The sequence below is a fragment of the Citrobacter sp. TBCP-5362 genome (genome assembly GCF_005406305.1).
GTDB classification, from domain to species: Bacteria; Pseudomonadota; Gammaproteobacteria; order Enterobacterales; family Enterobacteriaceae; genus Citrobacter_B; species Citrobacter_B koseri.
Genome location: NZ_CP040234.1, coordinates 3781056 through 3795263 on the forward strand (window position 1 = coordinate 3781056; position 14208 = coordinate 3795263).

Consider the following 14208-nt stretch of genomic DNA (forward strand, 5'->3'; position numbering starts at 1 on the left):
ATTTAAAGCGGTGTCAGCTCGCAGGCCGCCATCAGGCAATCAGACGCGCCATCCGGCCTACGATGGTTTGTAGGCCCGGTAAGCGCAGCACCACCGGGCAAATTGCCGGATGGCGGCATAAATGCCTTATCCGGCCTACGATGGTTTGTAGGCCCGGTAAGCTTAGCGCCACCGGGCAAATTGCCGGATGGCGGCATAAACGCCTTACCTGGCCTACGTTGACGGTTTCACTTCCGGCTCATCATCTGCGTCACCCGTATGTTTACCTTCATCCGTGCCTTGCCAGCCGTGGCGTTGAATTAACGATAAATGTTCACGGTCTTCAGTAATAATCTCGCTCAACATAGCGCTGGTGCGTTTATAGACAGCCGCGCGGGACGTTGGATCGTTTTCCCCTTTCGCCATCTCTTCCACCATCTGCGTATTAAAACGACGGAACAGATCGGCACGCTCGCGCGCCTCGTAGCGTCCCAGCCCTAATTTCTCCAGCGCCTGACGCCCTGTTTTTAACGCGCCTTCAAACGTTTCACGCTCCGGCATATCAACACCGGCCTGTCGCAGACGGATGTAGTGATCGACATCGCGGGCGCGGGCAATAATTTGCAGGTCGGGAAAATGGGCTTTTACCATTTCTGTCAGTTGTAAACTGGTTTGCGGATCGTCAATCGCGTTGATCAGCACTTCCGCTTTCGCCGCACCGGCGGACTCCAGCAAATCCATGCGCGTCGCGTCACCGTAAAAGACCTTCATGCCAAATTTGCGCAGCGTTTCAATATGATCCGGGTCATGGTCGAGAACCACCATTTTTACCCCGCTCGACAGCAGCAAACGCCCCGTAATCTGCCCAAAACGGCCAAATCCGGCGATGATCACGCGCGGTTGCTCCGCATCGATCTCATCCGCTTCACGCGCTTCGCCGGTTGCGGATTTTTCCAGACGGCTCAGGAGCACCAGAAAAATGGGCGTCGCCGCCATTGAGAGCGCAACGGTGAGCGTCAAGGCCTTCGCCCATTCCGGGTCGAGTACATTGGCCATTTGCGCCGCGCCGAATACCACAAAGGCAAACTCACTCCCCTGTCCTAATAATACGGCAAACCAGAGACGTTGCTTATTCGGCACCCGTAGCGGCCTGGCGACCAGCCACAGCATTACCGTTTTAATGACCAGGAAACCGACCAGCAGGATAAGAATGCGTAACGGATTATCGATCAGCGTGCCAAAGTCGATAGACATGCCGACGCCGATAAAGAACAGCCCCAGCAGCAGCCCTTTAAATGGCTCTATGTCGCTTTCCAGCGCATGCCGGTATTCCGAGCTTGCCAGCAACACGCCCGCCAGAAACGCCCCCATCGCCATCGACAGCCCCACTTCTTCCAGCAGCAAGCCGAAGCCAAAGACCAGAAACAGGGCCACGGCGCTGAACACTTCACGCAAACCGGAACGCGCGACAAAACGCAACGCCGGACGCGTGACATATCGCCCTAACAGCACCACCAGCGCCAGCGCTCCCGCCACTTTTAACGCAGACAGCGCAAAGACGCCCAGCGTCGTTGAGGCGCTGCTGGCGGCCAGTAAGGGGATCATCGCCACCAGCGGAATAGCGGCAATATCCTGAAACAGCAGCACGGCGAATGTGCTACGGCCCATTTGCGAGACGGTCAGGTTACGCTCATCCATCGCCTGCATCGCAATCGCCGTGGAAGAGAGCGCCAGCGTCATGCCGATCAGCTCCGCCACCTGCCAGCGCAGACCGAGGAACATACAGAACAGGCCAATCAACCCACCGCATACCACCATCTGCAACGCGCCGCCGCCAAAAACCGACGCACGCAGTTTCCACAAACGCTGCGGGTCCAGCTCCAGCCCAATCACAAACAGCATCAGCACCACGCCAATTTCGGCGAAATGGAGAATAGCTTCAGCGTCCGTCACCAGACGCAGCCCCCACGGGCCGATAATACACCCGGCAATGAGGTAGCCCAGCACCGACCCTAAGCCCAGCCGGACGGCAATCGGCACAATCAGCGCGGCCGACCCCAGGTAAATCAGCGCCTGTATCAGCGTATGGCTATCCATGATTTGCCTCCTGCCACGCCAGCAAACGTTGCTTGTAGTGGCGCGCCTGCGCCTGGAGCGTTTCGTCATCACAGACAAACGTACAGTGCATCGCAAAAGGCGGCAGCCAGTTGAGCCCACAATAGAGCGCGGTAGCCTGTAACGGCTGCGAGAGCACGTCAAAGCCCGGATAGGCGCCAATAGCGAAGTGGCTTTCGCCTCCGCCGGTCGTCACGGCCCACATCAGATCTTTACCCCGGAGCGCCGTGCCGCCATGCCCGTAGGCCCAGCCATGCGCGAGGACTTTGTCCATCCAGAGTTTGAGTAAAGGGGGAACGCTGTACCACTGCATTGGATGCTGCCAGATGATAAGACGCGCGCGCGCCAGCGCCTGCTGCTCGGCGGCAACATCAATATTGAAGTCAGGGTAAAGTTGATAGAGCGAGCGAATTTCGACGCCATCCAGCGTCCTTGCCTGTTCCAGCATCCGTTTATTCGCATGCGAGTGCTGCGGATACGGATGGGCATAAATAATGAGGATCATGAAGTAGCCTGTTATTTTACATCTCTGTTTTACCACAGAGTGTAGTCAGTAATTTAACAGGCTAATAGTGAATATTATTGAGCAGCTAAATGGATAAAACTGAATTAATTATCCAGTTCGCTCATGTTCTTCACCTGATCGCGGTTGATCTGTTCCGTTTTACCGGTTTCTGCGTTTTTGTAGGACACCAGTCCGGTATCATCATCGACCTGTGGTTTACCATCAGTGACGATCGTTTTGCCGTCGGTGGTTTTTATGGCCTGGTTTGATGAACAGCCCGCTACGGTAAATACCGTCGCAGCGGCAAAAAGAGACGCAATAAGAAGTTGTTTTTGCATGGTGTTCTCCCTGCTTTTCAGTCATTTTCAGTGGCATACCCATTAACTATAGACTAACTGACTGACCTTAAAAGAAAATACAGAACACTCTGAAGATATCCCCTAGCACAGAGGCTTGTTGCGAATCGTCATACTGCTCGTCTGGGCAAGCGTCAGTCCACGCGTCTCCGGCGCAAAGGCGATGGAAATAAGCAGACCGATAAGTGAAATTCCCGCCCCCATCAGCATGACGTAGCTGATCCCATATCTGGTGATGAAGATCGGCAGCGCCCACGTTGAAAGGATGGTGCCAATTCGACTCAGGGACATAATGACGCCCACGGCAGACGCGCGAATATCCGTCGGGAACAGCTCATTCGGATAGAGCCACTGAAGGTTCCCCGGGCCGCCGGAGAAAAAGGCGTACACCGCAAAGGCCGCAACCACCAGCCAGATCCCCATTTCTGGGATCAGCCCCAGCACAGCCAGCGCCAGCGTCATCATAACAAAGCTGCCGATCAGCAATGGCCGTCGCCCTATGCTGTTCAGCCAGTACATCGGCGGAATACAGCCCAGCATAAAGAACAAACTGATTACCACATTACCCAGCGCCGCGCTTTTCCCGACGCCCAGCCCCAGCAGGCCGACAATCTGCGGGCCAAAGGTATAGATGGCGAACATCGGGATGACCTGGCAGGTCCAGATGGCGGCGACAAACAAAACAAACGGGAAGTGACGGCGATTAAACAGCTGTAAGAAGCGCGTCTCCTGGGGCGGTTCTTCATCGAACGCCACCGGTTCGCCAAACAGTTTAATCATCATCTCCTCACACTCTTTCACCCGCCCCTTACGCAACAGCCAGCGCGGTGATTCGGGAAGATCGAAGCGCCCGATCAGGATCATAATGCAGGGAATTGCCGCGCTCCCCAGCATCCAGCGCCATCCGCCCGCCACATCGTACAACCAGTAACCGACCAGATCGGCGCAGGTGGCGCCGACGTACCACATCGCGGCAATAAAACTGATCGAGAAGGCGCGCTGGCGGGTGTTGGAAAACTCGGTAATCATCGAGGTGGCGATAGGATAATCCGCGCCAATCACCACCCCAATCAGCACGCGCATGACGAGCAACTCCATCGGCGATGAGACAAACATCGTCGCTACCGATATCACCCCAATGGCGATGATATCGATGAGGAACATTTTACGTCGCCCCACTTTGTCTGAGATATAGCCGAACAGCGACGTACCGACAAACAGCCCGGCCAGCGTGCCTGCCCCCAGTAACCCCAGCCACTGCGCATCCAGCTTCAGCGCAGGCGTGAGCTGCTCCAGCGCCACGCCAATCATGACCAGTACGTAACCGTCCAGGAACGGCCCGCCGCTTCCCCACAGCATAATTCTGCGGTGAATAGAGGAGAATTTAATGTCGTCAAAGTTCCTGGGCTGCTGCATAGCCGCGTCCTGTTTTGTTTTCACTTGATGCCTGATGGCGCTACGCTTATCAGGCCTACGAATCACGTATTTTGTAGGCCGGATAAGACGCATCAGCGACGCCATCCGGCATCAACCTCAGCCGTAGCGAAATTCCACGCCAAAGGTGCCGCGCGGGTATTCCCATTTCTCCAACGCCGTCCCCAACCCGAGGATTCGACAGGTGCCGCACTCCAGGCACCCGGCGTAATCAAAACGCACGCTGCCGTCGTCCTGCTTTTTATACAACCCGGCCGGACACGCCTTGATCAGCACCTCCAGCGCCTGCTTATCCGGTTCGGTTTTCAGGATGATGTGCGGATTGTCTTCATCCACATTGAATTTATTGACGCCCAGTTTGACGTCCACATTGACGGGAGAAGTCATAATACGGTCACTCCTTTGATGCCATCCTTCATCAGGTTGATGAAGCCCACTTTCTTCGCGTGGCGCAGGATTTTTTTACGCACAGGGACGGGAGCGCTGCCATCGACGGTAAACAGATCGCGGGCAATGCCCACCGCCATTTCAGGGTAGCGCGTGAACATACGCGGGTTGTCCAGAAACGCCGGTAAGCGCTGGTACATACGCATATCCCGCATCGGCCCGTTGTCGAGATGCTGTCGATATTCCGCCAGCCCCTGTCGGCTGAAATCGTTGCTCTGCATGGCCGAAAGTACGGTCTTCGCCGCCGCTTCCCCTGCCGCGACGGCCAGGTCCATACCGCGAATCGTAAAACCGAGGTTCATACACATACCGGCGGCGTCACCGGCAATCAGCACGCCGTCGCCCACCAGCTCCGGCTGCATATTCATTCCCGCTTCCGGGACGACGTGCGCGGCGTACTCCAGCAGTTTTCCGCCCGCAATCAGCGGCGCCACCGCCGGATGCTGTTTAAAATCTTCCAGCATTTGTGGAACCGACTTTTTCGCCTCTTTCAGATGATGCAGACCGCAAACCAGCCCCAAAGAGAGGGTCGTTTTATTGGTATAGAGGAAGCCGCCGCCCATCAGACCGTCGGTCGGAGAACCGGCAAACAGACAGGCCGCGCCTTCATTTCCCTGTAATCCGAAGCGATCCACAATGACCGATTCAGGCAACTCAATTAACTCTTTTACGCCTACCGCGACATGGGCGGCATCTACACGTTTCGCCATTCCCAGCTTTTCCGCCAACAGCGAGTTCACGCCATCAGCGAGAATGACAGTTTTCGCTTCAATAACGTCGCCATCCGCCTCAACGCCCACCACTTTGCCGTCGCGCTGAACAAGATTATCCACGCGGATGCCGGTTATCAGCTGCGCGCCCGCCTCTTCAGCCTGTTCCATCAGCCAGGCGTCAAATTTACTGCGCAATACGGAATAAGAGACCTGCGAAGGCGCGGCATCCTCGCCATTGACGTAATCCACCGCCATCGCCCCTTTTTCGGTCATAAAAGCGAGTTTTTCATGGGTGATCACGCGTTCAACCGGGGCATGCTCAGCAAAACCGGGGATAATGCGCTCCAGACTGTGCGCGTAGATGCGCCCGCCGGTGACATTCTTCGCGCCAGCGGAATTGCCGCGCTCAATAACCAGCACCTGCGCCCCTTCACGGGCGAGCACCAGCGCCGCGACAGAACCCGCCAGCCCGGCCCCCACGATGATGGCATCAAAGATATCTTCGGACATAAGAACTCCAGATTTACCTGTCAGCGGCAGGGCCGATACCCACAAGCCCTGCCCGAGTGGATCAGCGTGCTAAAGCGCTCGTAAGCGCAGGCAGAATCTTCATCACATCGCCGACAATGCCGTAATCAGCGTATTGAAATATCGGCGCATTTTTATCTTTGTTGATGGCGCAGATGGTTTGTGAACCGTTCGCGCCCACCATGTGCTGGATCTGCCCGGAAATGCCCACCGCGAGGTAAAGCTCTGGTTTAAGCATCAGGTTGGAGATGCCAACATAACGCTCGTGCTCCATCCATTTTTCGTTTTCCGCCACCGGACGAGAACACGCCAGTTCCGCGCCTATGGCCTGACACAGCGCCTGGGCCAGCGAGATATTCTCTTTGCTGCCGATGCCGCGCCCGACGCTGACCACCAGTCGCGCTTTATCAAGATCGACCGTGTTGCTCTGGCGCGCCTGCGTTGCGGTGCGCGTTACGACGACATCTGGCGACTGCCACTGCACGTCATGCGACTCGCCGTGGCGGGACGCGTCCGCCTGTTGCGCCTCGAACGTGCCGCTGCCGACGGTGATCACCGCATACGGTGATGTGATGGTCTCTTCGCCAATCGCCAGCCCGCCGTAGACCATATGCCGGACGGTCGCATGGCCCTCCTGCTGCGTTACCGCACTGGCGTCGTTAGAGACGGCCGCCGCGAGACGAAATCCCAGCTTTGCCGCCAGCAGTTTGCCACGGCGGGTATTAGGCAGCAGCACCAGACCCGAATCCCCCTGCTGGCGAATCGTCTGCGCCATCACCCCGGCGTAATCTTCCACCATGCGGTCGTCCGGTTTACCGCGTAAATGCCAGATGTGATTCGCCCCCAGTTGGCGTGCCGTCTCGCCCTCGGCGTCGTGCTGCACAAACGCATGAATCTGCTCGCCTGAAGCCAGTGCGCCGCTCATCAGTTCCGGCAGACGAGAAGGGGTATCGCTGAATACCCAGACATGAGAAAACGTGTTCATAATATCCCCCGGTAATTAAATGATTTTGCGCAGATGTTCGGCGAACGCGGCGATCTGTTCTTCACCATCGCCTTCAATAACGATGCGCTGACGCTCGCGTTGTTTCGGTGCGGCGACCTTCTGGACGGAGTACGCGTCTGGCGCACTGAAACCAATATCCGCCGCAGACCAGACCTGCACCGGTTTTTTCGCCGCGCCCAGAATCGCTTTCATCGACGGGATCTGCGGAGCGTTAATGTCTGTGGAGACCGCCACCACCGCAGGCAGGGGAATACTCAGGGTTTCAATTTCATCTTCCAGTTCACGCTCAACGGTAAGCGCACTTTCCGTCAGGGAGAGGATTTTGCTCACGCCGTTGATGGCCGGAATGTTCAGCGTTTCACCCACCAGCAGGCTGACCTGCTGGGCATAAAGGTCGGAGGAACCGTCGCCGCAAACGATCAGATCAAAGCCCGATTTTTGCGCGGCGGCGGCAAGCGCTGCGGCGGTGCGTTGCGGCAAAGCCTGTTCAAACTGGTCGTCTATCACCACGACCAGTTCATCTGGCCCACGGGAGAGCACATCTTTACGCCCTTTGGCGTTGGTCAGCGCCTTGCCGCCTACGCTCATGGCAATCACCTGGGCATCGCTTGCCTGCTGCTTTAACTGGCAGGCAGCTTCAATCGCATTCAGATCGTACTGACTGATTTTGGCATCCGCTTTGCTGATATCTAATGAACCATCGGCATTATTGATCGCAATATCCTGTTCATCAGGCACGCACTTGTAACAAGTAATTATCTTCATTGCATCTCCAGAAATCATGAAGGAAACGTCATCCATATCGGCGGTGTTAAATACAGATATCACGCTCTTTAATTCGGAAATAAAACTTTAATCACCAATATTGAAAATGTCACACGCTGATATTTACAACTTTCAATATTGTTAAGCACCTCACTAATATTGAACAGCACCCGTAGAACATAAAAATTTTCAATATTGTTTGATGGATCACCAATATTGAATGAGAGATGCGCGAAATTCGACCAAGATGCAATATATCCAATTGTTTTACATTGATTTTATTTGAAAATCATGGTCAAAAACACCAGACAAAAAAGTGTGATCAACATAACAGATTACCGCAAAATGAATACCCATTATGAGTTACTCGCCAAAGCGACTCTGAGGTCTAACTGTCATCAGATTATTACTAAGAAAAATAAACAAAATATAACAAACGGGAACGTAACATAAATTTCGTTTTGACACTGGAATTGACTCATGAAAAATGAAAAGAGAAAGTCCGGGATTGAACCTAAGGTTTTTTTCCCGCCGTTAATAATTGTAGGGATACTTTGTTGGCTAACCGTCAGAGATCTCGACGCTGCGAATATTGTTATTAATGCCGTCTTCAGTTATGTCACAAATATCTGGGGTTGGGCATTTGAATGGTACATGGTGGTGATGCTTTTTGGCTGGTTCTGGCTGGTCTTCGGCCCTTACGCTAAAAAAAGATTAGGTGATGAACCGCCGGAATTCAGCACCGCCAGCTGGATTTTCATGATGTTCGCCTCCTGCACTTCCGCCGCCGTGCTGTTCTGGGGCTCAATCGAAATTTATTATTACATCTCGACGCCGCCCTTTGCTCTGGCACCTGGCTCCAACGGCGCCAAAGAGATCGGCCTCGCCTACAGCCTGTTTCACTGGGGGCCGTTACCGTGGGCGACTTACAGCTTCCTCTCCGTCGCGTTCGCCTACTTCTTTTTTGTTCGCAAAATGGACGTGATTCGTCCCAGCTCGACGCTGGTACCTTTAGTGGGCGAGAAACACGCGAAAGGGTTATTCGGTACTATTGTCGATAACTTCTATCTGGTGGCGCTGATCTTCGCGATGGGCACCAGCCTCGGCCTGGCGACGCCGCTGGTGACCGAGTGTATGCAGTATCTGTTCGGCATCCCTCATACGCTGGAACTGGACGCCATCATCATTACCTGCTGGATCGTTCTGAACGCCATTTGCGTGGCCTGCGGCCTGCAAAAAGGGGTGAAAATCGCCAGTGACGTGCGTAGCTATCTCAGCTTCCTGATGCTCGGCTGGGTGTTTATCGTCAGCGGCGCCAGTTTCATCATGAACTACTTCACCGATTCCGTCGGTATGCTGTTGATGTATCTGCCACGCATGTTGTTCTACACCGATGCGATCGGCAAAGGCGGCTTCCCGCAGGGCTGGACCGTTTTCTACTGGGCATGGTGGGTCATTTACGCCATCCAGATGAGTATCTTCCTCGCGCGTATTTCCCGCGGCCGTACCGTGCGCGAACTGTGCTTTGGGATGGTGCTCGGCCTGACCGCCTCCACCTGGATTCTGTGGACCGTTCTTGGCAGCAACACCCTGCTGCTGATGGATAAAAATATCCTCAATATTCCACAACTTATCGAACAGCACGGCGTGGCGCGCGCCATCATCGAAACCTGGGCCGCACTGCCATTCAGCACGGCTACGATGTGGGGATTCTTCATCCTCTGCTTTATCGCCACCGTCACGCTGATTAACGCCTGCTCCTACACGCTGGCCATGTCCACCTGCCGCGAAGTGCGCGACGGTGAAGAGCCGCCGCTGCTGGTACGTATCGGCTGGTCGGTGCTGGTTGGCGTTATCGGCATCGTCCTGTTAGCGCTCGGCGGGTTAAAACCCATTCAAACCGCGATTATCGCCGGAGGATGCCCGCTGTTCTTCGTCAACATCATGGTAACGCTCTCCTTTATCAAAGACGCCAAAGTGCACTGGAAAGATAAATAAACTCAATAAACTCCTTACAAATGAGGCTGGAAGATGGATTTTAATTTGAATGACGAGCAGGAACTGTTTGTCGCCGGTATTCGTGAACTGATGGCCAGTGAGAACTGGGAAGCCTACTTTGCCGAGTGCGATCGCGACAGCGTCTACCCGGAACGTTTTGTGAAAGCGCTGGCGGATATGGGCATCGACAGCCTGTTGATCCCGGAAGAACACGGCGGGCTGGAAGCCGGTTTCGTCACCGTTGCCGCCGTATGGATGGAACTGGGGCGTCTGGGCGCGCCAACTTACGTGTTGTACCAATTGCCGGGAGGTTTTAACACTTTCCTGCGTGAAGGAACCCAGGAGCAAATTGATAAAATCATGGCGTTCCAGGGAACCGGCAAGCAGATGTGGAACTCGGCGATCACCGAACCGGGAGCGGGATCGGATGTTGGCAGTTTAAAAACTACCTATACCCGTAAAAATGGTAAGGTTTATCTTAACGGCAGCAAGTGTTTCATCACCAGTAGCGCCTACACCCCCTACATCGTGGTGATGGCACGGGACGGCGCCTCCCCGGACAAACCGATTTATACCGAATGGTTTGTCGATATGAGCAAACCCGGCATCAAGGTTAACAAACTTGAGAAGCTCGGCCTGCGCATGGACAGCTGCTGTGAAATCAGTTTTGACGATGTTGAGCTGGACGAAAAAGACATGTTCGGCCGGGAAGGTAATGGCTTTAACCGCGTAAAAGAAGAGTTCGACCACGAACGTTTCCTGGTGGCTTTAACCAACTACGGTACGGCGATGTGCGCGTTCGAAGACGCTGCGCGTTACGCCAATCAGCGCGTGCAGTTTGGCGAGACGATCGGCCGCTTCCAGCTGATTCAGGAGAAGTTCGCGCATATGGCGATCAAATTAAACTCCATGAAAAACATGCTGCTGGAAGCCGCGTGGAAAGCGGATAACGGCACCATCACCTCGGGCGATGCCGCGATGTGTAAATACTTCTGCGCCAACGCCGCGTTTGACGTGGTAGACAGCGCCATGCAGGTATTGGGCGGCGTCGGGATTGCGGGCAACCACCGCATTACGCGTTTCTGGCGTGACCTGCGCGTTGACCGCGTCTCCGGCGGCTCTGACGAAATGCAGATCCTGACGCTCGGCCGCGCCGTGCTGAAGCAATACCGTTAAACATTGCCCGGTGGCGGGCCTACAAACCATCCGGCAATTTACCCGGTGGCGCTACGCTTACCGAGCCTACAAACCATCGTAGGCCGGGTAAGGCGTTTACGCCGCCATCCGGCAACATGCCCGGTGGTGCTGCGCTTACCGGGCCTACAAACCATCGTAGGCCGGATAAGGCGTTTATGCCGCCATCCGGCAATTTGCCCGGTGGCGCTGCGCTTACCGGGCCTACAAACATCGTAGGCCGGATAAGGCGTTTACACCGCCATCCGGCGATATGCCCGGTGGCGCTGCGCTTACCGGGCCTACAAAAAATGCAGGAATTTATTTATGAAACGTTTACCGATGCCCACTTTCGGGCCGCTCGCCGGATTGCGGGTCGTGTTCTCCGGGATTGAAATCGCCGGGCCGTTCGCCGGACAAATGTTCGCAGAGTGGGGCGCGGAAGTGATCTGGATTGAAAACGTCGCCTGGGCCGATACCATTCGCGTCCAGCCGAACTATCCGCAGCTTTCACGCCGAAACTTGCATGCCCTCTCCCTTAACATCTTCAAAGATGAAGGTCGGGAAGCGTTTCTGAAACTCATGGAAACCACTGACATCTTCATCGAAGCCAGCAAAGGCCCGGCGTTTGCCCGTCGCGGAATTACCGATGACGTGCTGTGGGAGCACAACCCCAAACTGGTGATCGCCCACCTTTCCGGTTTCGGCCAGTACGGCACGGAGGAGTACACCAACCTCCCGGCTTACAACACCATCGCCCAGGCCTTTAGCGGCTACCTGATTCAGAACGGCGATGTCGATCAACCCATGCCCGCGTTCCCGTATACGGCGGACTATTTTTCCGGGATGACCGCCACCACCGCCGCGCTGGCGGCTTTGCACAGAGTGCGTGAAACCGGCAAAGGCGAGAGCATTGATGTGGCGATGTATGAAGTGATGCTGCGCATGGGTCAGTACTTCATGATGGATTACTTCAACGGCGGCGAAATTTGCCCGCGCATGACCAAAGGCAAAGACCCCTACTACGCCGGATGCGGGCTGTATAAATGCGCAGACGGTTACATCGTGATGGAGCTGGTCGGCATTACGCAGATCAACGAGTGCTTTAAGGATATCGGCCTGGCGCACATTCTGGGTACGCCAGAGGTGCCGGAAGGCACCCAGCTTATCCATCGCGTTGAGTGCCCTTACGGGCCGTTAGTCGAGGAAAAACTGGATGCGTGGCTGGCGACCCGTTCCATCGCCGACGTGCAGGCGCGTTTCGCCGAGCTGAATATCGCCTGCGCGAAAGTGCTGACCATTCCAGAACTGGAAAGCAACCCGCAGTACGTCGCCCGCGAATCCATTACCGAGTGGCACACGATGGATGGCCGCACCTGTAAAGGGCCAAACATCATGCCGAAATTCAAAAACAACCCAGGGAAAATCTGGCGTGGCATGCCGTCGCATGGCATGGACACCGCCGCCATTCTAAAAAACATCGGTTACAACGAAGCAGATATACAGGAACTGGTCAGCAAGGGTCTGGCCAAAGTTGAGGATTAAACGCAAAGCGCTAACCGGTTTATCCGGTTAGCGCGCATGCCTATTTTCGAACGGATAACAGTGCAATGGATATCGTTGGCGGACAAAACTTACGTCAGATGTGGGACGACCTGGCCGAGGTATACGGAAATAAAACGGCGCTTATTTTTGAATCCAGCGAAGGCGTTGTCCGGCAATTCAGCTACGCGTCGCTGAATGAGGAGATCAACCGCACGGCGAACCTTTTCCTCGCCTCAGGAATTCAGAAAGGCGATAACGTCGCGCTGCATCTGGATAACTGCCCGGAGTTCTTTTTCTGCTGGTTTGGTCTGGCCAAAATTGGCGCCATCATGGTGCCGATCAATGCCAGGCTCCTGCGCGAAGAGAGCGCCTGGATTTTACAAAACAGCCGCGCGCAGCTCATCGTCACCAGCGCTGAATTTTATCCGATGTATCGCCAGATACTGCTTGAGGACGATACCCTGCTCAATCATATCTGTCTGATTGGCGAAAATGCGCCCGTTGAAGATAACGTTAGCCATTTTTCTCAACTGAAAGACCAGCAGCCTGCCACATTGTGCTATGCGCCGCCGTTATCCACTGACGACACGGCGGAGATTCTGTTTACTTCTGGCACCACCTCGCGGCCCAAAGGCGTGGTCATTACCCATTACAACCTGCGTTTTGCGGGTTACTACTCCTCCTGGCAGTGTGCGCTGCGTGAAGATGACGTCTATCTGACGGTGATGCCCGCCTTTCATATTGACTGTCAGTGTACTGCGGCAATGGCGGCATTCTCCGCAGGCAGCACCTTTGTGCTGATCGAAAAATACAGCGCCCGCGCGTTCTGGGGACAGGTACGAAAGTATCGCGCCACCGTCACGGAATGTATTCCGATGATGATCAGGACGCTGATGGTGCAGCCCGCCTCCCCGGAAGAGAGGCAGCATTGTCTGCGCGAAGTGATGTTCTATCTCAACCTTTCCGTGCAGGAAAAAGACGCTTTTATTGCACGTTTCGGCGTCCGGCTGCTGACCTCTTACGGGATGACGGAAACCATTGTCGGCATTATTGGCGATCGTCCCGGCGATAAACGGCGCTGGCCATCTATTGGTCGCCCTGGATTTTGCTATGAGGCGGACATCCGCGATGAGCAGAACCGCTCGCTGCCCGCCGGAGAAATCGGTGAAATCTGTATTAAAGGCGTGCCGGGAAAAACCCTCTTTAAAGAGTATTACGCCAGGCCGGAAGCCACCGCCAAAGCGCTGGAAGCCAACGGCTGGCTGCATACCGGTGATTCCGGCTATCGGGATGAGGAGGGATTTTTCTATTTCGTCGACAGGCGTTGCAACATGATTAAACGCGGCGGCGAAAATGTCTCCTGCGTCGAACTGGAAAACATTATTTCGGCTCATCCCAAAATTCAGGACATCGTCGTTATTGGTATTCACGATTCGATTCGCGATGAAGCCATTAAAGCCTTTGTGGTGCTTAATGAAGGTGAAACATTAACGGAAGAGGAGTTTTTCGCTTTCTGTGAACAGAATATGGCGAAATTCAAAGTCCCCTCTTTTCTTGAGATAAGAAATGATCTGCCCCGAAACTGTTCAGGAAAAATAATTAAAAAGAACCTGAAATAAGCATTCTTACCCGTCCGATTTTAAA

At 54.7% G+C, this 14208-nt stretch carries 12 protein-coding genes; 4 read left to right on the forward strand and 8 right to left on the reverse strand.

The window, feature by feature from the left end; translation table 11 throughout:
• Positions 1–213 precede the first annotated feature (213 nt).
• The 8 genes from kefC to FD428_RS18025 all read right to left on the reverse strand — a co-directional run bounded on the left by kefC (position 214) and on the right by FD428_RS18025 (position 7848).
• A complete protein-coding gene (kefC, locus tag FD428_RS17990) occupies positions 214–2076 on the reverse strand; it encodes a glutathione-regulated potassium-efflux system protein KefC (RefSeq protein ID WP_114847970.1) in 1863 nt (620 codons plus the stop codon).
• Complete coding sequence (kefF, locus tag FD428_RS17995) at positions 2069–2599, reverse strand: glutathione-regulated potassium-efflux system oxidoreductase KefF (RefSeq protein WP_047458991.1); 531 nt, start codon at positions 2597–2599, stop codon at positions 2069–2071. Before kefF ends, kefC begins: the two co-directional genes overlap by 8 nt.
• Before the next feature lie 104 nt (positions 2600–2703).
• Complete coding sequence (locus FD428_RS18000; RefSeq protein WP_012134122.1) at positions 2704–2937, reverse strand: YgdI/YgdR family lipoprotein; 234 nt, start codon at positions 2935–2937, stop codon at positions 2704–2706.
• A gap of 102 nt (positions 2938–3039) precedes the next feature.
• Positions 3040–4371, reverse strand: a complete 1332-nt coding sequence (locus tag FD428_RS18005) for an MFS transporter (RefSeq protein WP_024130715.1) — start codon at positions 4369–4371, stop codon at positions 3040–3042.
• A 117-nt stretch (positions 4372–4488) separates the two neighbouring features.
• On the reverse strand, positions 4489–4776 hold the full coding sequence (gene fixX, locus FD428_RS18010; protein WP_012134124.1) for a ferredoxin-like protein FixX: 288 nt from the start codon (positions 4774–4776) through the stop codon (positions 4489–4491).
• Positions 4773–6059 carry an FAD-dependent oxidoreductase gene (locus tag FD428_RS18015; protein WP_012134125.1) on the reverse strand — a complete coding sequence of 429 codons (1287 nt, stop codon included), beginning with the start codon at positions 6057–6059 and terminating at the stop codon, positions 4773–4775. Before FD428_RS18015 ends, fixX begins: the two co-directional genes overlap by 4 nt.
• Before the next feature lie 61 nt (positions 6060–6120).
• The gene (locus tag FD428_RS18020; protein ID WP_110494691.1) at positions 6121–7062 is read right to left on the reverse strand and encodes an electron transfer flavoprotein subunit alpha/FixB family protein; all 942 of its coding nucleotides are present in this window, start codon (positions 7060–7062) and stop codon (positions 6121–6123) included.
• A gap of 15 nt (positions 7063–7077) precedes the next feature.
• Positions 7078–7848, reverse strand: coding sequence for an electron transfer flavoprotein FixA (locus FD428_RS18025; RefSeq protein WP_049008001.1), 771 nt, complete (start codon positions 7846–7848; stop codon positions 7078–7080).
• Positions 7849–8328: 480 nt separating this feature from the next.
• Between FD428_RS18025 and caiT the strand changes: the two genes are divergently transcribed.
• The 4 genes from caiT (at position 8329) to caiC (ending at position 14183) form a co-directional block, all read left to right on the forward strand.
• Entirely contained in the window at positions 8329–9846 is a 1518-nt protein-coding gene (gene caiT, locus FD428_RS18030) for an L-carnitine/gamma-butyrobetaine antiporter (protein ID WP_012134129.1), read from the forward strand.
• Between the two features lie 33 nt (positions 9847–9879).
• Positions 9880–11022: a crotonobetainyl-CoA dehydrogenase gene (caiA, locus tag FD428_RS18035; protein ID WP_114847971.1), complete on the forward strand. Its 1143-nt coding sequence runs from the start codon at positions 9880–9882 to the stop codon at positions 11020–11022.
• A gap of 324 nt (positions 11023–11346) precedes the next feature.
• A complete protein-coding gene (gene caiB, locus FD428_RS18045) occupies positions 11347–12564 on the forward strand; it encodes an L-carnitine CoA-transferase (protein WP_114847972.1) in 1218 nt (405 codons plus the stop codon).
• A gap of 65 nt (positions 12565–12629) precedes the next feature.
• On the forward strand, positions 12630–14183 hold the full coding sequence (gene caiC, locus FD428_RS18050) for a crotonobetaine/carnitine-CoA ligase (protein WP_058668555.1): 1554 nt from the start codon (positions 12630–12632) through the stop codon (positions 14181–14183).
• Positions 14184–14208: the final 25 nt, after the last annotated feature.

Bases quoted from the DNA above. Each gene is read 5' to 3' on its own strand.
- kefC (WP_114847970.1), bottom strand. From the start codon at position 2,076: ATGGATAGCCATACGCTGATACAGGCGCTGATTTACCTGGGGTCGGCC.
- kefF (WP_047458991.1), bottom strand. From the start codon at position 2,599: ATGATCCTCATTATTTATGCCCATCCGTATCCGCAGCACTCGCATGCG.
- FD428_RS18000 (WP_012134122.1), bottom strand. From the start codon at position 2,937: ATGCAAAAACAACTTCTTATTGCGTCTCTTTTTGCCGCTGCGACGGTA.
- FD428_RS18005 (WP_024130715.1), bottom strand. From the start codon at position 4,371: ATGCAGCAGCCCAGGAACTTTGACGACATTAAATTCTCCTCTATTCAC.
- fixX (WP_012134124.1), bottom strand. From the start codon at position 4,776: ATGACTTCTCCCGTCAATGTGGACGTCAAACTGGGCGTCAATAAATTC.
- FD428_RS18015 (WP_012134125.1), bottom strand. From the start codon at position 6,059: ATGTCCGAAGATATCTTTGATGCCATCATCGTGGGGGCCGGGCTGGCG.
- FD428_RS18020 (WP_110494691.1), bottom strand. From the start codon at position 7,062: ATGAACACGTTTTCTCATGTCTGGGTATTCAGCGATACCCCTTCTCGT.
- FD428_RS18025 (WP_049008001.1), bottom strand. From the start codon at position 7,848: ATGAAGATAATTACTTGTTACAAGTGCGTGCCTGATGAACAGGATATT.
- caiT (WP_012134129.1), top strand. From the start codon at position 8,329: ATGAAAAATGAAAAGAGAAAGTCCGGGATTGAACCTAAGGTTTTTTTC.
- caiA (WP_114847971.1), top strand. From the start codon at position 9,880: ATGGATTTTAATTTGAATGACGAGCAGGAACTGTTTGTCGCCGGTATT.
- caiB (WP_114847972.1), top strand. From the start codon at position 11,347: ATGAAACGTTTACCGATGCCCACTTTCGGGCCGCTCGCCGGATTGCGG.
- caiC (WP_058668555.1), top strand. From the start codon at position 12,630: ATGGATATCGTTGGCGGACAAAACTTACGTCAGATGTGGGACGACCTG.